18 protein-coding genes are annotated in these 19,195 nt (G+C 57.2%); 10 read left to right on the top strand and 8 right to left on the bottom strand.

Annotated elements, in window-relative coordinates:
- From ACIQ3A_RS05415 to ACIQ3A_RS05395, 5 genes are all read left to right on the top strand, one after another.
- On the top strand, nt 1-476 hold a 476-nt coding region (locus tag ACIQ3A_RS05415), incomplete at its 5' end, for an acyl-CoA dehydrogenase family protein (RefSeq protein WP_396430732.1).
- The gene (locus tag ACIQ3A_RS05410; protein ID WP_396430731.1) at nt 477-1,490 is read left to right on the top strand and encodes an NAD(P)-dependent alcohol dehydrogenase; all 1,014 of its coding nucleotides are present in this window, start codon (nt 477-479) and stop codon (nt 1,488-1,490) included.
- Nucleotides 1,491-1,526: 36 nt separating this feature from the next.
- Nucleotides 1,527-3,038 carry an AMP-binding protein gene (locus ACIQ3A_RS05405; protein ID WP_396430730.1) on the top strand — a complete coding sequence of 504 codons (1,512 nt, stop codon included), beginning with the start codon at nt 1,527-1,529 and terminating at the stop codon, nt 3,036-3,038.
- Nucleotides 3,039-3,077: 39 nt separating this feature from the next.
- Entirely contained in the window at nt 3,078-3,722 is a 645-nt protein-coding gene (locus tag ACIQ3A_RS05400) for a TetR/AcrR family transcriptional regulator (RefSeq protein ID WP_396430729.1), read from the top strand.
- Nucleotides 3,723-3,846: 124 nt separating this feature from the next.
- A complete protein-coding gene (locus ACIQ3A_RS05395; RefSeq protein WP_396430728.1) occupies nt 3,847-5,265 on the top strand; it encodes a glycerol-3-phosphate dehydrogenase/oxidase in 1,419 nt (472 codons plus the stop codon).
- Between the two features lie 61 nt (nt 5,266-5,326).
- Here the strand turns inward: ACIQ3A_RS05395 and ACIQ3A_RS05390 are convergent, their stop codons facing one another.
- From ACIQ3A_RS05390 to ACIQ3A_RS05355, 8 genes are all read right to left on the bottom strand, one after another.
- Entirely contained in the window at nt 5,327-6,169 is an 843-nt protein-coding gene (locus ACIQ3A_RS05390; RefSeq protein WP_396430727.1) for an enoyl-CoA hydratase-related protein, read from the bottom strand.
- Complete coding sequence (locus tag ACIQ3A_RS05385; RefSeq protein ID WP_396430735.1) at nt 6,135-7,382, bottom strand: Y-family DNA polymerase; 1,248 nt, start codon at nt 7,380-7,382, stop codon at nt 6,135-6,137. The genes ACIQ3A_RS05390 and ACIQ3A_RS05385 overlap by 35 nt, the downstream gene beginning before the upstream one ends.
- Nucleotides 7,383-7,476: 94 nt before the next feature.
- A complete protein-coding gene (locus ACIQ3A_RS05380) occupies nt 7,477-8,634 on the bottom strand; it encodes an L-lactate dehydrogenase (protein ID WP_396430726.1) in 1,158 nt (385 codons plus the stop codon).
- Between the two features lie 129 nt (nt 8,635-8,763).
- The gene (locus ACIQ3A_RS05375) at nt 8,764-9,591 is read right to left on the bottom strand and encodes an NAD-dependent epimerase/dehydratase family protein (RefSeq protein ID WP_396430725.1); all 828 of its coding nucleotides are present in this window, start codon (nt 9,589-9,591) and stop codon (nt 8,764-8,766) included.
- 14 nt (nt 9,592-9,605) lie between these two features.
- Entirely contained in the window at nt 9,606-10,370 is a 765-nt protein-coding gene (locus tag ACIQ3A_RS05370; RefSeq protein WP_396430724.1) for an HpcH/HpaI aldolase/citrate lyase family protein, read from the bottom strand.
- 41 nt (nt 10,371-10,411) lie between these two features.
- Entirely contained in the window at nt 10,412-11,314 is a 903-nt protein-coding gene (locus ACIQ3A_RS05365) for a 2-hydroxy-3-oxopropionate reductase (protein WP_396430734.1), read from the bottom strand.
- A gap of 44 nt (nt 11,315-11,358) precedes the next feature.
- Nucleotides 11,359-12,696, bottom strand: coding sequence for a glucarate dehydratase (gene gudD / locus ACIQ3A_RS05360; protein ID WP_396430723.1), 1,338 nt, complete (start codon nt 12,694-12,696; stop codon nt 11,359-11,361).
- 117 nt (nt 12,697-12,813) lie between these two features.
- Entirely contained in the window at nt 12,814-13,533 is a 720-nt protein-coding gene (locus tag ACIQ3A_RS05355; protein ID WP_396430722.1) for a FadR/GntR family transcriptional regulator, read from the bottom strand.
- 169 nt (nt 13,534-13,702) lie between these two features.
- Between ACIQ3A_RS05355 and ACIQ3A_RS05350 the strand changes: the two genes are divergently transcribed.
- From ACIQ3A_RS05350 to garD, 5 genes are all read left to right on the top strand, one after another.
- Nucleotides 13,703-14,683, top strand: coding sequence for a TRAP transporter substrate-binding protein (locus tag ACIQ3A_RS05350; protein ID WP_396430721.1), 981 nt, complete (start codon nt 13,703-13,705; stop codon nt 14,681-14,683).
- 96 nt (nt 14,684-14,779) lie between these two features.
- On the top strand, nt 14,780-15,310 hold the full coding sequence (locus ACIQ3A_RS05345) for a TRAP transporter small permease (protein ID WP_396430720.1): 531 nt from the start codon (nt 14,780-14,782) through the stop codon (nt 15,308-15,310).
- Nucleotides 15,310-16,593 carry a TRAP transporter large permease gene (locus tag ACIQ3A_RS05340; RefSeq protein ID WP_396430719.1) on the top strand — a complete coding sequence of 428 codons (1,284 nt, stop codon included), beginning with the start codon at nt 15,310-15,312 and terminating at the stop codon, nt 16,591-16,593. Before ACIQ3A_RS05345 ends, ACIQ3A_RS05340 begins: the two co-directional genes overlap by 1 nt.
- A 37-nt stretch (nt 16,594-16,630) precedes the next feature.
- Nucleotides 16,631-17,614 carry a lactonase family protein gene (locus tag ACIQ3A_RS05335; protein ID WP_396430733.1) on the top strand — a complete coding sequence of 328 codons (984 nt, stop codon included), beginning with the start codon at nt 16,631-16,633 and terminating at the stop codon, nt 17,612-17,614.
- Complete coding sequence (gene garD / locus ACIQ3A_RS05330; RefSeq protein WP_396430718.1) at nt 17,611-19,185, top strand: galactarate dehydratase; 1,575 nt, start codon at nt 17,611-17,613, stop codon at nt 19,183-19,185. Before ACIQ3A_RS05335 ends, garD begins: the two co-directional genes overlap by 4 nt.
- Nucleotides 19,186-19,195: the final 10 nt, after the last annotated feature.

The following is a 19,195-nucleotide window of genomic DNA, read 5'->3' as shown; positions in this document are numbered from 1 at the left end:
AGCCTGGCGAAGCGTTTGTCGACATCATGGGTGCTATCAACCGTGCGCGCACTTATGTTGCGGGAATGTGTTGCGCCATGGTGTCGCAAGCGTTGGCCGATGTGAGAGTTTATGGTCAGAAGCGAACCGCATTTGGCCAGTCTTTGGAGCAATTTCAAGGCTGGCGATGGCAAATTGCACAAGCAGCAACAGCCTTACAGGCAGGCGAGCTTTTGGTGAGCCAGGCCTGCGACCTCATTGACAAGGGCGAGGAGGTCCAAACTGCAGCCGCACAGGCCAAACTTTATGCAACAAGTATGGCTCAGACTCAATTGGGATCTCTCCTGCACGCTATGGGTGCAGAAGGATTTTTGGATCGTTATGCTTTTTTAAGGCATCTCACGGCAGCTCACGCAGCTTCATTGGCCGACGGTTCCACAGCGATGTTGCTTGAGCGTGTGGCACATGACTTTCGTTTCAAACCAGGAGCTATCTGAATGCGCGTCTTTCAAATCGAGGGGGAGTGGGGGATTGACCACTTGAAACTTTCCCAGCGGCCTGAGCCGACAGCAGGGGATGGTCAGGTGTTGGTTCGCATGCGCGCCTCTTCGCTCAACTACCGCGATCTCGTCGTGCCTGAGCGCGGTTACGGAGCCTATACCGGTCAATTGCCATTGATACCCATCTCTGATGGGGTTGGGGAAGTGATCGAAGTTGGCGCAGGCGTTACGCGTGTTCGTGTTGGTGATCGAGTTTGCCCTACTTACTTTCAGGGATGGGTTGGGGGTGAACCTGATTTACAAAGACTCACCCAATCTCTCGGTGGCCCTATTGATGGGACCATGACAGAGGTGATGTGTCTGTCTGAACAAGGCGTCGTGCCAGTTCCAGGCTACCTGAGCGATATTCAAGCGGCAAGCCTTCCTTGCGCCGCATTGACGGCTTGGAGTGCGGTGGTCACTTACGGCCATGTCAAGACAGGTGATCGAGTTTTAGTACAAGGGTGCGGCGGCGTTGCTTTGTTTGCACTGCAATTCGCCAAAAGTTTAGGAGCACATGTCACCGTTATCAGCTCGAGCCAAGAGCGAATGGATCGCGCTATCGCATTGGGTGCAGATGCCGTGATCAATTACCGTGAACAGCCCGAATGGGCAAAAGCCACCCGCGAGATTACGCAGGGTCGTGGATACGATTTGATTTTGGAGTTGGGTGGTGAAAAAACACTTCCACAATCTCTGCGCTGCATTCGTCCAGGCGGTACTTTGGCCATGATTGGCATCTTGTCAGGAAGCAGTGTGAATACCTCGCTAGGACACATCATCACTCGCCAAGTGCGACTTCAAGGCGTGACCGTTGGGCACCGTGATGGCTTGGAGGCCATGTTGCGCGCCATGGCACAGCATCAGATCGTGCCCGTGACCGATAAGGTATTTGCATTTGAGGAGCTCAAAGAAGCCATGACATATTTGAAGAGCGGCGCCCAGTTTGGCAAAGTCTGTATTGCCCATTAAAAAAATGGGGGCCTGATGTTAATTCCAATTCAACCCGTGAGCGTTGACCCTGATAAAGTTGCATTTCAGATGTGCGAGAGTGGCGAAAAAGTCACATACGCACAACTCGAAGGCCGCGCCAACCAGGTTGCACACTTTGTTTCAAATTTAGGCATTCTTCCAGGCGACCATGTGGCCGTGCTCATGAATAACTGCCGTGAATTACTGGAGCTTTGCTTTGGCTTGGATCGAAGCGGTGTGTATTACACACTGATAAGTACCCGTCTGACGACCGACGAGATTGATTACATCGTCCGGGACTGTGGTGCACGCTTGTTTGTTTATTCGCCAGCTTTGGAGTCTGTTGACCCAGACTTGTTCACCAAGCTGCCCAGCACGCTGCAGTGCATGAGCGTCGGTGCATGCGGTGATCAAAGGGGCCACGGGGATTGGATTGCTCAATGTGCGAAAGAGCCCACCTCTGCCATTGCGCAAGCTTTGCAAGGCAGCGACATGCTTTACTCGTCGGGCACAACCGGTCGTCCCAAAGGTGTGCTGTGGCCACTGCCCAAGACAGACGCGGGACAAACCACAATGTTGGTGCAGTTGCTGGCACCACTGTTCGGATACGACGCTGACAGTCATTACCTGTCTACTGCACCGCTTTACCATGCTGCACCACTGCGTCACAGCATGACGGTGATCAAAATGGGCGGCACCGTGACGGTGATGGAGCGCTTTGACGCATTGTTGGCCCTGCAGACCATTGAGCGCTGTCGCATCACCCACAGTCAATGGGTGCCCACCATGTTTGTGCGATTGCTCAAGCTTGACCAGGAGACACGCGAAAAATTTGATCTCTCATCCATGAAAATGGCGGTACACGCTGCAGCGCCCTGCCCGGTTGATGTGAAAGAACAAATGATTCACTGGTGGGGGCCAATCGTGTATGAATACTACGCGGGTACTGAAAACAATGGTTTTTGCAGCATCACCCCGGATGAATGGTTGGCGCACAAAGGGTCGGTGGGCCGTGCCTCACAAGGAAAATTGCATATTTGTGATGAAGAAGGCGTTCCTTTAGAAGTTGGTCAGACAGGGGCTGTGTATTTTTCAGATGGCCCCCAATTCATTTATCACAATGACCCAGTCAGTACCGCACAAACACGCAACCCCCTGGGCTGGACTACTCTTGGAGACATTGGCTATCTGGATGATCAGGGTTACCTGTATTTGGTGGACCGCAAGGCCTTCATGATCATCAGTGGCGGTGTCAATATTTATCCGCAAGAAATCGAAAACGTGTTGCTGCAACATCCGAAGGTGATGGACGCTGCTGTTGTTGGTGTGCCCAACAGTGATTGGGGTGAGGAAGTAAAAGCCGTTGTACAACCAGTGCACGCATTGGATGTCGGGCCGGCTTTGGCAGCAGAACTACAGGCTTTTTGTCGCGAAAAATTAGCAGACTTCAAATGTCCGCGGTCGATTGATTTCGACTTGGAGCTGCCTCGTTTGCCAACGGGGAAGCTTTACAAGAAATTGGTCAAGAAGCGCTACTGGCCCCAATAAGCCTTGGTACACAATGAAATGCCAGTCGGAGAATCTTAAGTGTCAGAAATCCACACCAGTCAAATTACGCCGAGTTCCAGCAGAAGCGGTCATCGTGCTACAGCACGAACAGACACCCGCAGCGCGTTGGTTTGGTGTGGAACCGAACTATTGACCGAGCGCGGGTTTCAAATAACGGGTATTGACGAAGTGCTCAAGCGCGTTGGCGTACCCAAGGGGTCCTTCTACCATTACTTTAAAAGCAAAGATCATTTTGGACACGCCGTCATTGACAACTACGAAGCGTATTACGCCAAAAAAATGGACCGTATTTTTGATGACGCTTCACAATCGCCGCTGCAGAGATTGGTTAATTTCACTGTGAATGCAAAAAACGGCATGGTGAAGTTCGACTTCAAACGGGGCTGCCTCATCGGCAATCTTGGTCAAGAGCTTGCTGCCCTCGATACGCAGTTCCGTGAACGGCTGGAGGGTGTGTTGGTGTCATGGGAGAAACGGGTTGCAGATTGCTTGAGCGAAGCCATCGATGTCGGTGAACTAGCGCCGGGGCAAGACCCCCAAGCACTGTCGCGTTTTTTTTGGGTTGGCTGGGAAGGCGCCATATTGCGGTCAAAACTAATGCGCAGTTTGGAGCCGATAGACCAGTTCACATCCATCTTCTTTAGATCTGTACTGATTCGGTAACTTCCCAAACATGCCCAAGCACCCAAAGTCGTCGCTCGATTCAGCAACAGGCAGTGATTCATCGCCTAGCCGTGAGAGATAACGCTGGGCGATCGCTGAAGAAAAGTCACGAGGCTAGGGGTAAATGCAAAATTCAAAAAATTACAAAGAGGCAAACAGCTCCCAAGGCTTGAGCCGTGACCAAACTTGGCAAGCGATACAAGCGCAACCCACATGGGATATTTGTGTTGTTGGCGGAGGTGCAACAGGTTTGGGAACAGCGTTGGATGCTGCGGCACGAGGTTTCAGTGTTGTGTTGGCAGAAGTTGAAGACTTTGCCAGCGGTGCGAGCTCTCGCTCATCAAAAATGTTGCATGGTGGTGTGCGCTATCTTCAGCAGCTTGATTTTGCACTCGTCAAGGAGGCATTACATGAGCGCGCAATTGTGCTGGCAAACGCACCGCACGTAGCCCAGGTATTGCGCTTCGTCATACCCTGTAAAACTCTTGCGCACGCAGCCTTTTACGGTAGCGGACTCAAACTTTATGACCTGCTCGCTGGAAGGCGTAATGTGGGCCGTTCTCATTACATCGCATCAGAACAGATTAAGGCCCAAGCAAGTGCCCTGAACGCGAGTGCCCACGGCATCCAATACTACGATGGGCTTTTTGACGATGCCCGTTTGGTGCAATCACTTGCGCGCAGCGCCAGACACCGCGGGGCAGTATTGATGAATTACTGTCACGCCGAGATGAATGGCCAAGCCGATGACGGCGTTGATTTAATCAGTCTTACCCGAAAGGATACTTCCGCACAATTCGCCTTACGTGCCCGCTGCACCATTTTTGCTACCGGAGCTTGGAGCGGGGAGTGCGTTGCTGTCGCGCGAGGCAGTCACATCGTCTTGAAGGATATTGGACTCTCGAGTGGTGTCTTGCTGCCTAAAACCCCAGATGGCCGGGTGCTCTATATGCTGCCATGGCTTGGACACACCTTGATAGGTACGACTGATATAGGTGTTCGCCACCCTGACTACAGTGATACAGCACCGCAAGATGACATTGGTTGGCTGCTACGAACGGCCAGTCAGGCCATGAAAAAACCGCTTGGGGTATCTCAAGTGACAGCCAGTTTTGTAGGTTACCGTCCCTTGGTTCGAACACCAGGGACCAGTAAAAACTCTTCTCAATTTTCACGAGCCCATCTTGTTGAACGCTTAGCGGCGCGCACCTTGCGAGTGGTCGGGGGCAAATGGACCACTTATCGTCGCATGGCGCAAGACGCATTGGATGCAGCGATCGAGCAGGGTGTTTTGCCAAAAGCTAAGCCCTGCAGTACTGCTCACCTTACCCTCAGCCCCAACCCCTTGCTGGACAATGCATGGCGCACCCAAGGGGAATGGAGCGACGAACAACTGGAAAAATTCGTTCAAAGCGCGGTGCAAGACGAGGCCGCATGTAACACGGAAGATATTCTCTATCGCCGCTTACGCACAGGCTTTACAGACCAATCACTAGCGCGTGTTCTTCAGCCAAAAGTAGAGCAGTTGTTAAAGAAATTTTGAGGGTGAGTGGAAGGGGACTTCAAAGTCGGGCCAAGCTGATGCATCGGGCTTGACGCAGCCCTCAACCAAATTCCCGAAACCCCTTGAGCGCTGGCAGCGGCGCAAAGTTCGCCTCGCGTTTTTGCTGCAGGGCGCTGATGGCTTCGCGCACGTTGGCGTTGCTCCAGATCGCGCCTTGCAGCCAGCCCATGTGGCGCAGGCTGTCTTCGGTGCTGTGGTCGCGGGCGTAGTGCAGCACTTGTTTGGTGCCCCAGATGGCCACGGGCGGTTTGCTGGCGATCTCTTTGGCCGCTTGCAAGGCGGCGGCCACAGCAGCTTCGTGGGTGGGCAGCACCTCGTTCACCAGACCGTGGGCCAGGGCTTTATCGGCGCCGAGGCGCCTGCCCGTGTAGGCCAGTTCTTTGACCAGCGCCATAGGCAGTAGCTTGGGCAGGCGTTGCAGTGTGCCCACGTCGGCCACCATGCCGATGTTGATTTCCTGGATGCAAAAGAACGCATCGGCCGAGGCATAGCGCATGCAGCAGGCGGTCACCATGTCCACCGCGCCGCCAATGCAGCCGCCCTGAATGGCCGCAATGACCGGTATGCGCAGTTCTTCGAGCAGGGTGAAGGTGTGCTGCATGTCGGTCAGCAGGTCATACACGGCCGAGCGGCCTTCGGCGCTGCTGTCGTCCATCTGGATGGCGCTGCCGAAGGTCTGCAGGTCCATGCCCGCGCTGAAGTGTTTGCCCGTGCTGGAGATCACCAACGCCCGGGCGGTGCCGGCCTTGTGGATGTCGGTCAGCACCTCGTGCAGTTCGCGCCAGAAGCTGGGGTGCATGGTGTTCATCGCCTCGGGGCGGTTCAGCACCAAATGGGCAACGTGGTTTTCAGTCGTCAAAGAAAAGCAGTTCAGTTTGTCCATGGTCATTCACTTGGGGTGGTGTATTGGCAATGGCTTCACTGTAAGTGGCCCCCGGTGCGGGTACTGTCCCCGCCTTGACCAACGAGCCCACCCGCACGCCCAGGAGCCGCAGACGGCGTGACAGATCCACCCGTTTCAAGCACTGGCCCGCGACTTGGCGGATGTGTTTGGCGTCAGCCGTGTAACCGGGCAAGGACTGGTCCCGCGTCACGGCCTGAAAATTGTCGTAGCGCAGCTTGATGCCGATGGTCTTGCCTTCGTAGCCTTTGCGTTGCAGGTCGGCGGCCACTTGTTCACACAAGCGCGTGAAGACGGCGCCCAGCTCCATGCGGTCGCGCACGGCGTGCAGGTCGCGCTCAAAAGTCGTTTCACGGCTCATGCTGACGGGCTCGCTTTCAGTTTCAATCGGTCGATCGTCTCGGCCCCAGGCGGCATCGTGCAGCCAGGCGCCATAACTCTTGCCGAAGTTTTCAGTCAGCCAGGGCAGATCGCGGGCCGCCAGTTCGCCAATGGTGTGGATGCCAAAGCCTTGCAGTTTTTCATCGGCCTTGGGGCCCACGCCGTTGATCTTGCGGCAGGCCAGCGGCCAAATCAGGTTTTGCAGATCGGCCTCGTGCACGATGGAAATGCCTTTGGGCTTGTTGAATTCACTGGCCATTTTGGCGAGCAATTTATTGGGGGCCACGCCAACTGAGCAGGTCAGGCCCGTGGCGTCAAAAATGCTTTTCTGGATCAACCTGGCCAGCACCCGCCCGCCCTCGCGCTGACCGCCGGGTACATCGGTGAAGTCGATGTAGACCTCGTCTACGCCCCGGTCTTGCATGAGGGGCGCGATGTCGGTGATGATGGATTTGAAGGTGTGCGAAAAGTACCGATAGCGCTCAAAGTCGACCGGCAGCAAGATGGCTTGCGGGCAGAGTTTGGCGGCTTTCATCAGGCCCATGGCCGAGCCGATGCCAAATTGTCGGGCCGGGTAGGTTGCGGTGGTGATGACCCCGCGTCCGGTGTAGCCCGCCAGTCGCGGGAAAAAGTCGACCGGAATGCAGTCCAGCCGTTCGGCAAAGGTCTCCGCGGTCCATTCGCCCTCTGGGTAGGCCGCTTGCAACTTACCAAGCAAGTCGTCTTCTTTGCGCCTGCCGCCGCCAATGACCACCGGCAAGCCCTTGAGCTGCGGGTAGCGCAACAACTCGCACGACGCGTAAAACGCATCCATGTCGAGGTGGGCGATGCGGCGAATGACTTTGGCGGGTGTGGACACCCGTCAAGCATAGCGCCTTCAGCAGGGCTTTTGCCCTGCCAGGAGGGTGTCAGTGGCCGGTCGGAAAGGTGCCTGGTAGCAAGATGCTTTTGTCGACGGTGTCCATTTGGGTGCGACCGCAAAAGGCCATGGTCAGGTCGAGTTCTTTGTGGATGATCTCGAGTGCTTTGGTCACACCGGCTTCGCCCATGGCCCCCAGGCCGTAAAGCATGGAGCGGCCAATGTAGACGCCTTTGGCGCCCAGGGCGCGGGCTTTCACCACATCCTGGCCACTGCGGATGCCGCCGTCCATGTGCACTTCGATTTGCTGGCCGACAGCGTCCACGATGGCGGGCAGGGCTTCGATGCTGGACTGCGCGCCATCCAGTTGGCGGCCGCCGTGGTTGCTGACGATCAGGGCGTCAGCGCCCGACTGAACGGCCAGGCGGGCGTCATCCACGTCCTGAATGCCCTTCAGGATCAGCTTGCCGCCCCAGCGTTTTTTGATCCATTCCACATCGCCCCAGTTCAGACCGGGATCGAACTGCGATGCGGTCCATGAAGACAGGCTGCTCATGTCGGCGACGCCGCTGACATGGCCCACGATGTTGCCGAACTGGCGACGCGATGTGCCCAGCATGCCCATGGCCCAGCGGGGCTTGGTGGCGATGTTGATCATGTTGGCCAGCGTCAGTTTTGGCGGTGCAGACAGGCCGTTTTTCAGGTCTTTGTGGCGCTGGCCAAGGATTTGCAAATCGAGCGTGAGCACCAGCGCGCCGCAGTTGGCCGCTTTGGCGCGGTCAATCAGGCGCTCGATGAAGCCCGTGTCTTTCATCACGTAGAGCTGAAACCAAAAGCCTTCACCGGCGTGCTGGGCCACGTCTTCGATGGAGCAGATGCTCATGGTCGACAGCGTAAAGGGCACGCCAAACTTTCTGGCAGCGCGCGCCGCCAAAATTTCACCATCGGCGTGCTGCATGCCTGTGAGGCCTGTGGGCGCAATGGCAACCGGCATGGCGACTTTCTCGCCCACCATGGTGCTGGCCGTGCTGCGGTTTTCCATGTTCACGGCGACTCGCTGGCGCAGCTTGATCTTTTGGAAATCGCTTTCGTTGGCCCGGTAAGTGCTCTCGGTCCAGGAGCCGCTGTCCGCGTAGTCGTAAAACATGCGGGGGACCCTTTTTTGGGCCAAAACGCGCAAGTCTTCGATGGTGGTGATCACGGGCATGGGGTGTCTCCTGGGGGTTGGGCAAATCTGAACAATGCCAGATCGTAGTCGCTCAATGGGTCAATGCCTGTGAAACTTGGGACAAGCGCTTTGAAATTTTTGGCATCTGCCTAGGCTCGGGTCTCAGACTCAGCCTGGGCCGTGAGGCGCAGCCTTCACAAAAGCCCCGCCTTGGTAAATGGTGGCGGGGTCTTTGGCGTCCACGGTTTGCTGGCGGGCTTCGACGGCCGTGCGAAACACGTCAGAAGAGTCTAGCGGTCGGTAGCCAATGTGTTTGGCGTGGGTGTTGTCCCACCAGGTGGTCTGGTTGTCCGACATGCCATAGACAATGCTGTGGCCGACGATGGGCGCGGTGAGCGCAGCCACAACCAGGCGCTCCAGGTCGTCAAAGCTCAGCCAAGTGGCCAGCATGCGCCGGTCTTTGGGCTCGGCATACGACGAGCCAATGCGCAAGCTCACGGTCTCGATGCCCCAGCGGTCCCAATAGAGTTGGGCCAGGTCTTCGCCAAAGGCCTTCGACAGCCCATAAAACCCATCGGGTTTGGGGGACATGCGGGTGTTGACCACCTCGTCCTGGCGGTAAAAGCCGGTCACATGGTTGGAGCTGGCGAACACGATGCGCTGCACACCTTGAATGCGCGCGGCCTCATACAAGTTGACCATGCCCACAATGTTGCCCGCCAAAATCGGATCCCAGGGCTGCTCGGTCGAGACACCGCCCATGTGCACAACCGCGCTCACGCCGTCCAGTAAAGCCAGCATCTGGTCTTTGTCTTCGAGCGAGGCCAGCTGGATTTCTTCGCCGGCAGAGGCTGGCCCCAGGTCGCGGCGGTGGCTCACGCGCAACACGTCGCAATAAGCCTTCAGGCGAGGGCGAAGTTCTTTGCCCAGGTTGCCGCCAGCGCCGGTCAACAGCAGGCGGGGAAATCGGATGGGAGATGCGGGTGTACTCAGCATGGTGGTTCCAGGGATCAAGACTTGAATCGACCGGCTAGGGCGGTGGCGCTGTCGCGCAGCACGTTCTGGTCGGCACCTACGGCCACAAACAGGCAGCCTTGTTCGACATAGTGCTTGGCCAGCGCTTCGTCGCCGGTCAGGATGCCTGCGGCTTTGCCGCAAGCACGGATGCGTGCGATCGATTGGTCAATGACCTGCAGGACTTCGGGGTGCTTGGGGTTGCCCAGGTGGCCAAGAGCGGCCGACAAGTCACCGGGGCCGATGAACACGCCATCTACACCCTCCACGTTGGCAATGGCCTCGATGTTGTTTAGGCCCTGAACGGTTTCGACTTGCAGCAACAGGCAAATTTCATTGCTGCTGTGTTGGGCGTAGCCCTTGACGCGCCCATAGTGGCTGGCGCGTGGTGCGCCCGCATAGCCACGCACGCCGTGTGGTGGATAGCGGGTGAAAGACACGGCCATGCGGGCCTCTTCTTCGGTCTGGATGTAAGGCACCAGCAGCGACTGCACCCCGATATCGAGCAAGCGCTTGAAGGTCACCATGTCGTTCCACGGCGGTCGCACGATGGGGGAGGTGCGGCTGCCCTGCATGGCCTGCAGTTGTGCCAGGACTTCAGGCAAATCATTGGGCGAGTGCTCCATGTCCAGCAGCAACCAGTCGAAGCCGCAATGGGCCAGGATCTCGGTGCTGATGTTGCTGCACAAATGCGACCAAAGACCGATCTGTTTTTGACCTGACTGAATGGCGTGTTTGAAATGATTGACGGGCATGTCCATAGGGCTTGACTCTTGTATTGGAATGACGAAAAGGTTTGAACTCAGTTGCCTGCGATCTGGAAGTTGGCTGCGATTTCAAGTGCGCGCACCAAACCGGAATGGTCCCAGGCCGCGCCGCCGTGGGCTACGCAGCTGTTCATCAGTTGTTGGGCATTGGCCGTATTGGGCAGGCTCAGGCCCATGGCCTTGGCGCCTTCGAGCGCGAGGGTCAGGTCCTTCAGGTGCAGTTCGATGCGAAAACCCGGGTTGAAGGTGCGCTTGATCATGCGTTCGCCATGCAGCTCCAGGATGCGGCTGGTGGCCAGGCCTCCCATCAGGGCTTGCCGCACTTTGGCGGGGTCGGCCCCGGCTTTGGCGGCAAACAGCAGGGCCTCGCCCACCGCTTCGATGTTGAGCGCCACGATGATCTGGTTGGCCACTTTGCAGGTCTGTCCGCTGCCGTTGTCGCCGATCAGGGTGATGTTTTTGCCCATCAAGGCAAACAAGGGTTGCACTTTGTTGAAAGCGGCCTCGCTGCCGCCCACCATGATGGTGAGGCTGGCTGCCTTGGCACCCACTTCGCCACCGGAGACCGGGGCGTCCAGGTAGTCGCAACCGAGGGTGTTGATTTGCGCTGCGAAGCCTTTGGTGGCGATGGGAGAGATAGAGCTCATGTCGACCACGGTCTTGCCAGCGCTCAAGCCTTTGGCCACGCCGTGCGCACCAAACAGCACGTCTTGCACATGCGGTGTGTCGGGCACCATCAGAAAGATGGTGTCGGCATGCTGCGCCACCTCGGCGGGTGAGGCGCAGGCTTTGGCGCCCAGCGCTGTCATTTCTTCGGGCGTGCCGCTGCGCGAGTGGACAAAAAGTTCGTGGCCGGCAGCCAGCAAATGACCCACCATGGGTTTGCCCATGATGCCCAGTCCGATGAATCCCAGTTTCATGTTGACTCCAGAAGCAATTAATGTGTGGTGAGGTGTGAAGGTGGTGACGTTGTTTTGGCTGTTCAGCGCACCAGGGCAGGCATCTTGGGGTTGAACTTCCAGCCCGGCATCAAATATTGCATGGCAATGGCATCGTCTCGCGAACCCAGTCCGTGCTGCAAATACAACTGGTGAGCGCGCTCAATGGCGGCCATGTCGACCGCGATGCCCAGCCCCGGTTTGAGGGGTACGTCCACATAGCCATCCTTGATTTGCAAGGGTTCCTGCGTCAAAAACTGACCGTCTTGCCAGATCCAGTGCGTATCGATGGCCGTGACCTTACCGGGGGCGGCTGCAGCGCAGTGGGTGAACATGGCCAGTGAAATGTCGAAATGGTTGTTGGAGTGTGAGCCCCAAGTCAGGTCGTACATCTGGCAGAGCTGTGCCACGCGCACCGAGCCTTGCAGTGTCCAGAAATGCGGGTCTGCCAGCGGAATGTCGACCGACTGCAACTGAATGCTGTGCGCCATTTCGCGCCAGTCGGTGGCCACCATGTTGGTGGCCGTGGGCAAGCCCGTGGCGCGGCGAAACTCGGCCATGACTTCGCGCCCCGAAAACACGCCCTCGCCACCGCAAGGGTCTTCGGCATAAGCCATGGTGTCACGGTGATCCCGCAGCAGACGAATCGCGTCTTTCAGCAGCCAACCACCGTTGGGGTCCAGTGTGATGCGGGCTTTGGGAAAGCGCTCATGCAAAGCCACGATGGCCTCGACCTCTTCCTCGCCGCGCAGCACGCCGCCTTTAAGTTTGAAGTCCTGAAAGCCATACCGCGCCTGTGCCGCTTCGGCAAGCCTCACCACCGCCTCGGGGGTCAGGGCTTTCTCATGGCGCAGGCGCAGCCAGTCGTCGGCTTGGTCGGGCTCGCTGTTGTAGGGCAGGTCGGTTTTCGCCCGGTCGCCCACATAGAACAGATAGCCCAGCATTTGCACCCGTTCGCGTTGCTGGCCTTGCCCCAAAAGGGCGCAAACCGGCACGTTCAGGTGTTGGCCCAGCAAGTCGAGCAGGGCGCTTTCCACGGCGGTGACGGCATGGATGGTGATGCGCAAGTCAAAAGTCTGGTTGCCACGGCCAGCGCTGTCGCGGTCGGCAAACTGTTGGCGCATGGCGTTGAGCAGGCGGTTGTAGTCGCCAATCGGCTTACCCTCGATCAAGGGCCGGGCGTCTTCCAGGGTCTGACGGATTTTTTCACCGCCGGGCACTTCGCCAACACCCGTGTTGCCCGATGAATCCGTCAGGATGACGATGTTGCGTGTAAAAAACGGGCCATGCGCGCCACTGAGATTGAGCAGCATGCCATCGCGGCCTGCCACAGGAATCACTTGCATGCGGGTGACAGTGGGGCTGCGTGGGGAAATGGCCATGGCGCGTTAAATATGAAATGATGTTAGATGACATCATACAACTTGAGGGGCCCTATTTGATTTGGGTTTACCCTGAATTTGGGGTCAAGTCGGGTTCAAGCCAGGATGCATACGGATTCATCGGGCATTGATTTCGCCCATGCGCAGGCGCTCGCGGCTGTTGGAGAGATGGGTTCGCGTGGCGGCTCGGGCGGCTTCCACATCCTGGTTTTGAATGGCGCTGAAAATGCTTTCGTGCTCTTGGTGCACCCTTTGCAGGTAAGCTTTTCGGGTGGGTGTTGGGTCTTCAGCCGGGCTCAAACGCGATCTTGGAATCACCCGCTCTCCGAGCAGGGACATGAACTGGATGAAGTGGCTGTTTTGCGTGGCAAGTGCAATTTCGGTGTGGAACTGGAAGTCGGCCTGCACGGCATTTTCTCCTGCCTCAATGGCCTCAGCAAAGGCTGTCAGGGCGAAGCGCATTTTTTCAAGATTCTCGTCTGTACGGCGCATCGCCGCCAGTGCTGCGGCCTCGGTTTCAAGCCCAATGCGCAATTCCAGAAGGGCAATCGTATCGCGCAGGGTGCCCAGTTGGTCGGGGTGGACTCTGAAAAGTCCGGTGTCTTCTGGCAGCAGAGCGAAGGTGCCAATGCCGTGACGGGTTTCGGCCATGCCTGCCGCCTGAAGGTGGGAAATCGCTTCGCGGACTACGGTACGGCTAACCCCAAACTCTCCCATGATGTCCATCTCTTTGGGCAACTTGGTGCCAGGTGCGTAATCCTGGTTGCGGATGCGCTGAATCAGTGTGTCAGCCAACTCGGCTGAGAGGGTTCTGGATTTGCGACGTGGCTCAAGCATTGGGGAAAACCATGGGTTGAAGGTCGATGTGAAGTGATAATATAGATGTACGACAACTGATGATGTGTTGAGTTGACTTTAGCAGATTCAGTACACCACCTGTCAAGTCGTTCACCAGAAAACATCGACCACACCGATCTGGCGCATCAGCGCCGAGGAGATATTGCAAATGATTCACCGCAGAATTTTGATCCAAAGTGTTTTGGCCACGGCTTTTTCGGCAGCTGCATTCACCGTTTCGGCGCAAACTGTGCTGAAGGCCGCAGACGTTCACCCCGCGGGCTACCCGACCGTGGTGGCTGTTGAGAGCATGGGTAAAAAAATGGAAGCCGCTTCCAATGGCCGCTTTAAGTTTCAGATGTTCCCTGGCAGCGTGCTGGGCGGTGAAAAAGAAATGATCGAGCAGACCCAGGTCGGCGCGATCCAAATTTTGCGCACTTCACTGGGGCCAGTCGGTCCGGTGGTGCCCGAAGTGAACATCTTCAACATGCCCTTTGTGTTCCGCGACATCCCGCACATGCGTGCCGTGATCGATGGGCCCATCGGTCAGGAACTGCTGGACAAAATCTCAGCTTCGCCCGCCCGCATGGTGGCATTGGCCTGGATGGACGGCGGCTCGCGCAGCCTTTACACCAAAAAACCGGTGCGCAAGCCTGAAGACCTGAAGGGTCAAAAAATACGCATGATGGGCAACCCCCTGTTTGTCGACACCATGAACGCCATGGGTGGCAATGGCATCAGCATGGGTTATGGCGAAGTGTTCACCGCCATTCAGACCGGTGTGGTGGATGGGGCAGAAAACAACCCACCCAGTCTGCTGACGGCCAATCACTACAAAGCGGGTGCCAAGTATTACACCCAGACCAACCACCTGATCATTCCTGAAATTTTGGTCATGTCCAAAGTGGCTTGGGACAAACTCAATGCGGCTGACCAGGCCGTGGTCAAAAAACTGGGCCGTGAAGCGCAGTTGGAGCAGCGGACGCTTTGGGACAAAGCTGTGTCGGAATCGGTGGCCAAACTCAAAACCGAAGGTGTCGAGTTCATCAACATCGACAACAAGCCTTTTTATGACGCCACAGCCCCTGTGCGCACCAAATACGGTGCCCCATATGCCGATCTGATGGGACGCATTGCGGCCGTCAAGTAATGATTGCCTTGAACATCGCAAGTCATTGAGGTCCGAGCTGAACTTCGTGCAACAACCCCGGCCGAAGTCGGGGTTTTTTGCTTGAAAGATTTTTGTATGAAACAACTGTTTGTCAGTGCGCTCGATACCTTGTATCTGTCGTGCATTTGGGTTGCCGGGTTTGCCATCCTGTGCATGTCGCTCATCATTCCCTGGGGCGTCTTCTCACGGTATGTGCTGGGGGCAGGGTCACAGTGGCCCGAACCTATCGCCATCTTGTTCATGATGGTGTTCACTTTTGTGGGCGGGGCCGCAGCGTTTCGCGCCAATGCCCACATCGCCGTGACCATGTTGACCGATGTACTTCCCCCATATTTACGCACGGTGTCTGCCTGGATTGTGGATGCGCTGATGTTGCTGGTCAGTGGTTTTGTCACTTGGTACGGCACCCGTTTGTGTGTCGAGACCATGGGACAAAGCATCAGTGAGCTGGCTTGGTTGCCAGTTGGCGTGACTTATTTGGCTTTGCCAATTGGCTCGGCCATCACCTTTCTTTTTGTACTAGAGCGACGCGTTATGGGGCCGCAAGAGCACCGCCGCCTGATGCGCTACGAAGAAGATGGCCACGCAGCAGAGGGAGCCAACTGATGGACGCGTTTGTATTGATTGGCAGTTTTTTGGGCTTGATGCTGATCGGTGTGCCGATTGCGTATTCATTGGGTCTGGCCGCCTTGATAGGGGCGTTATGGATCGATATTCCCCTGGACGCAGTGATGATTCAGATCGCTGCAGGCGTGAATAAATTTTCCTTGTTGTCGATTCCATTTTTTGTTTTGGCCGGAGCCATCATGGCTGAGGGCGGCATGGCCCGCAGGTTGGTGGCTTTTGCCGGCGTGTTGGTCGGCTTCATCCGTGGTGGCTTGTCTTTGGTGAATATTTTGGCGTCTACATTTTTCGGCGCCATATCGGGTTCATCGGTGGCAGACACGGCCTCTGTGGGCACGGTTTTGATTCCGGAGATGGTTAAAAAAGGCTATCCCCGTCCCTTTGCTGCGGCCGTCACCATCAGTGGATCGGTGCAAGCCATTTTGATTCCCCCCAGTCACAACGCTGTGCTGTATTCGCTGGCGGCGGGTGGCACGGTGTCGATTGCGGCCTTGTTCATGGCGGGCGTTTTGCCCGGTCTTTTGATGGGTTTGACCTTGGCGCTGCTGTGTCTTTACAAGGCCCACAAACACGGTTACCCCAAGGGCGAGGTGATTCCGCTTCGACAAGCTCTCAGAATCTGCGTTGAGGCATTGTGGGGTTTGATGACCATGGTGATCATTTTGGGTGGCATCTTGTCAGGGGTGTTCACGGCCAACGAGTCAGCCTCCATTGCCGTGATCTGGGCGTTCTTTGTGACCATGTTGATCTACCGTGACTACAAATGGCGAGACTTGCCCAAACTGGTGCATCGCACCGTCAAGACCGTCACGATTGTGATGATCCTGATTGGCTTTGCTTCGGCTTTTGGTTACATCATGACCTTGATGCAAATCCCCATGAAGGTCACGATGTTCCTGACTGAAATGTCAGACAACAAATACGTCATTCTGGGGTTGATCAATATTTTGTTGCTGGTGCTGGGCACGTTGATGGACATGTCGCCATTGATCCTGATCCTGACCCCTATCTTGTTGCCCGTGGTCAAGATGATGGGCGTGGACCCTGTGCATTTCGGCATGATCATGATGGTTAACCTGGGCATTGGCCTGATCACGCCTCCGGTGGGGGCGGTGCTCTTTGTGGGCAGCGCTGTAGCCAAGCTCAGAATTGGCGAGGTGACCAAAGCCATGGTGCCGTTTTTCGGAGCGTTGTTTGTGGTGCTGATGATGGTGACCTATCTGCCTTGGTTGTCCCTGTGGCTGCCGCAAACCATGGGCCTGTGAAGCGCACGATCGTTTAAAGGGGTTTGACTTGGCACATGTGTATGTCTCTAACGCCGACAGCGGCGAAGTGTCGGTGTTGCAGATGAATGCCCAGGGCCTGTTGCAGCAGCAAAGTGCGCTCCCCGTGGGGGGCAACCTGATGCCCATGGCCATTGGCCCTTCCCGGAAAATGCTTTACGCAGCGCGGCGCAGTGACCCGATGGCGGTGGTCAGCTTGGCCATAGATCCGGTCACCCGCGATTTGCACCCCATGGGGGAGGTCTCTTTGCCTGCCAGCATGGCCTATATCAGCACTGACTTGACGGGTCGGTTTTTGTTCGCGGCATCGTACCCGTCGCAGCAACTCACCGTGAGCCCCATTGCGCTAGATGGCACGGTGGGGGCCGTGCAACAGGTGGTGCCTACAGGTCCTAATGCCCACGCCATCATGCCGTCGCCTTGCAACCGGTATGTGCTGGCCACCAGCCTGGGTGGCGGGGAGGTGATGGTCTTTGGCTTCAATGCCGAGACGGGCCATTTGAGCCCGGTCAGCGCATGGCAAGCCCGTGCAGGTGCCGGGCCAAGGCACTTCAGGTTTGACCCCACAGGCCGCTGGGTGTACCTGCTCAACGAGCTCGATGGCACGCTGGATGTATTGAGTTGGAACCCCACGGAGGGCCGTCTGGCCTGTCTGCAAACCGTGGACATTTTGCCGCCTGGGTTTGACGCGAAGCCCTGGGCCGCCGATCTGCACTTGACGCCTGACGGGCGACACCTTTACACCAGTGAGCGCACTTCCAGCACTTTGGCGCACTTTGCCGTGAACCTTGTAAGCGGCCTGCTCAGCGCCAACGGCCATACGCGGGTCGAGGCGCAGCCCCGTGGTTTTGCCATCGACCCGACGGGCCGTTACTTGTTGGTGGTGGGCCAAATGTCACACCACCTGAGTTGTTTCGAGCTAGACCCTGACACAGGCCAATTGCGCTTGCAGCAACGCATGGCTGTGGGCCAAGGCCCCAATTGGGTGGAGATCCTGGCATGACCGAACCAACAGCCAGCGTGCAGCCCCGCGTGCTGCGCATGCACCCTTTGGACAATGTGGCCATTGTGGTCAATGACGGTGGGCTGCCTGCGGGCACCACGATCGAGGGGGGCTTGCTGTTGCTTGACAAAGTGCCGCAGGGCCACAAAGTGGCGCTGGTGGCTTTGACAAAGGGCGATGTGGTGCGGCGTTACAACGTGCCCATTGGCGTCGCTTTGCAAGACCTGCCAGCAGGCCGCTGGGTGCAAGAGCGTTTGCTGCAAATGCCCGCTGCACGTGAATTGCAAAACCTGCCCATGGCCACCGTGCCTGCGCCCGTTCAAGTCCCGCTGGCGGGTTACACCTTTCAGGGTTATCGCAATGCCGATGGGTCGGTGGGCACCCGCAATATTCTCGCCATCACCACCACGGTGCAGTGCGTGGCGGGTGTGGTGGCCCACGCTGTAAGCCGAATCAAGTCTGAGCTGTTGCCACTGTATCCGCAAGTGGACGATGTGGTGGGCCTGGAGCACAGCTATGGCTGCGGCGTGGCCATTGATGCACCCGATGCGATCATCCCAATTCGCACGCTGCGCCATATCAGCTTGAACCCCAATTTTGGTGGAGAGGTCATGGTGGTCAGCTTGGGTTGCGAAAAACTGCAACCCGAGCGCCTGTTGCCGCCCGGCAGTTTCCCGATTGCCGACCAACGCGTACCCAACGCAGGGCCACACACCGTGTGCTTGCAAGACGCGCAACATGTGGGCTTCATGTCCATGCTGGATGACATTGTGCAAAGCGCGCGCCCGCACTTGGAGCGGCTGAATGCCCGCCAGCGACAGACTGTTCCCGCCAGCGAACTGGTGGTGGGTGTGCAATGCGGTGGCAGCGATGCATTTTCTGGCGTCACGGCCAACCCGGCAGTGGGCTACATGGCCGATCTGATCGTGCGTGCGGGTGGCACCTTGATGTTTTCTGAAAACACCGAGGTGCGTGATGCGGTGGAGCAATTGACTTCCCGTGCGGCGACACCCGAGGTGGCCCAAGCCATCGTGCGCGAACTTGACTGGTATGACCGGTATTTGGCGCGTGGCCAGGCCGACCGCAGCGCCAACACCACACCAGGCAACAAGGCGGGGGGCTTGTCCAATATCGCAGAAAAAGCCATGGGTTCGATCGTCAAGAGTGGCTCAGCAGCGATCTCTCATGTGCTGTCGCCGGGTGAAAAACTTCGGCCCGATCAAAAAGGCCTGGTGTTTGCGGCCACGCCAGCCAGCGACTTCATCTGCGGCACTTTGCAATTGGCGGCAGGCATGAACCTGCATGTCTTCACCACCGGACGCGGTACACCGTATGGTCTGCAAGCTTGTCCCGTGGTGAAGGTGGCCACGCGCAGCGACCTGGCCCAACGGTGGCATGACCTGATGGACATGAATGCCGGACGCATTGCAGACGGCGATCTCAGCATTGAAGAGGCGGGCTGGGAACTGTTTCGCTTGTTGCTTGAGGTGGCCAGTGGTCAGCAAACTTGGGCCGAGCGATGGAAGTTGCACAACGCTTTGGTGCTGTTCAACCCGGCCCCCATCACCTGAATCCGAAGAT

It is taken from the genome of Limnohabitans sp. (assembly GCF_044361985.1).
Classification (GTDB): Bacteria; Pseudomonadota; Gammaproteobacteria; order Burkholderiales; family Burkholderiaceae_C; genus Limnohabitans_A.
Note: the sequence above shows the minus strand (reverse complement) of the source record. Positions and strands in the feature narration are given on the sequence as shown.

Coding starts and splice junctions, on each gene's coding strand:
- ACIQ3A_RS05410 (WP_396430731.1), top strand. CDS start 477: ATGCGCGTCTTTCAAATCGAGGGGGAGTGGGGGATTGACCACTTGAAA.
- ACIQ3A_RS05395 (WP_396430728.1), top strand. CDS start 3,847: ATGCAAAATTCAAAAAATTACAAAGAGGCAAACAGCTCCCAAGGCTTG.
- ACIQ3A_RS05390 (WP_396430727.1), bottom strand. CDS start 6,169: ATGGACAAACTGAACTGCTTTTCTTTGACGACTGAAAACCACGTTGCC.
- ACIQ3A_RS05385 (WP_396430735.1), bottom strand. CDS start 7,382: ATGGATGCGTTTTACGCGTCGTGCGAGTTGTTGCGCTACCCGCAGCTC.
- ACIQ3A_RS05380 (WP_396430726.1), bottom strand. CDS start 8,634: ATGCCCGTGATCACCACCATCGAAGACTTGCGCGTTTTGGCCCAAAAA.
- ACIQ3A_RS05375 (WP_396430725.1), bottom strand. CDS start 9,591: ATGCTGAGTACACCCGCATCTCCCATCCGATTTCCCCGCCTGCTGTTG.
- ACIQ3A_RS05370 (WP_396430724.1), bottom strand. CDS start 10,370: ATGGACATGCCCGTCAATCATTTCAAACACGCCATTCAGTCAGGTCAA.
- gudD (WP_396430723.1), bottom strand. CDS start 12,696: ATGGCCATTTCCCCACGCAGCCCCACTGTCACCCGCATGCAAGTGATT.
- ACIQ3A_RS05355 (WP_396430722.1), bottom strand. CDS start 13,533: ATGCTTGAGCCACGTCGCAAATCCAGAACCCTCTCAGCCGAGTTGGCT.
- ACIQ3A_RS05350 (WP_396430721.1), top strand. CDS start 13,703: ATGATTCACCGCAGAATTTTGATCCAAAGTGTTTTGGCCACGGCTTTT.
- ACIQ3A_RS05345 (WP_396430720.1), top strand. CDS start 14,780: ATGAAACAACTGTTTGTCAGTGCGCTCGATACCTTGTATCTGTCGTGC.
- ACIQ3A_RS05340 (WP_396430719.1), top strand. CDS start 15,310: ATGGACGCGTTTGTATTGATTGGCAGTTTTTTGGGCTTGATGCTGATC.
- garD (WP_396430718.1), top strand. CDS start 17,611: ATGACCGAACCAACAGCCAGCGTGCAGCCCCGCGTGCTGCGCATGCAC.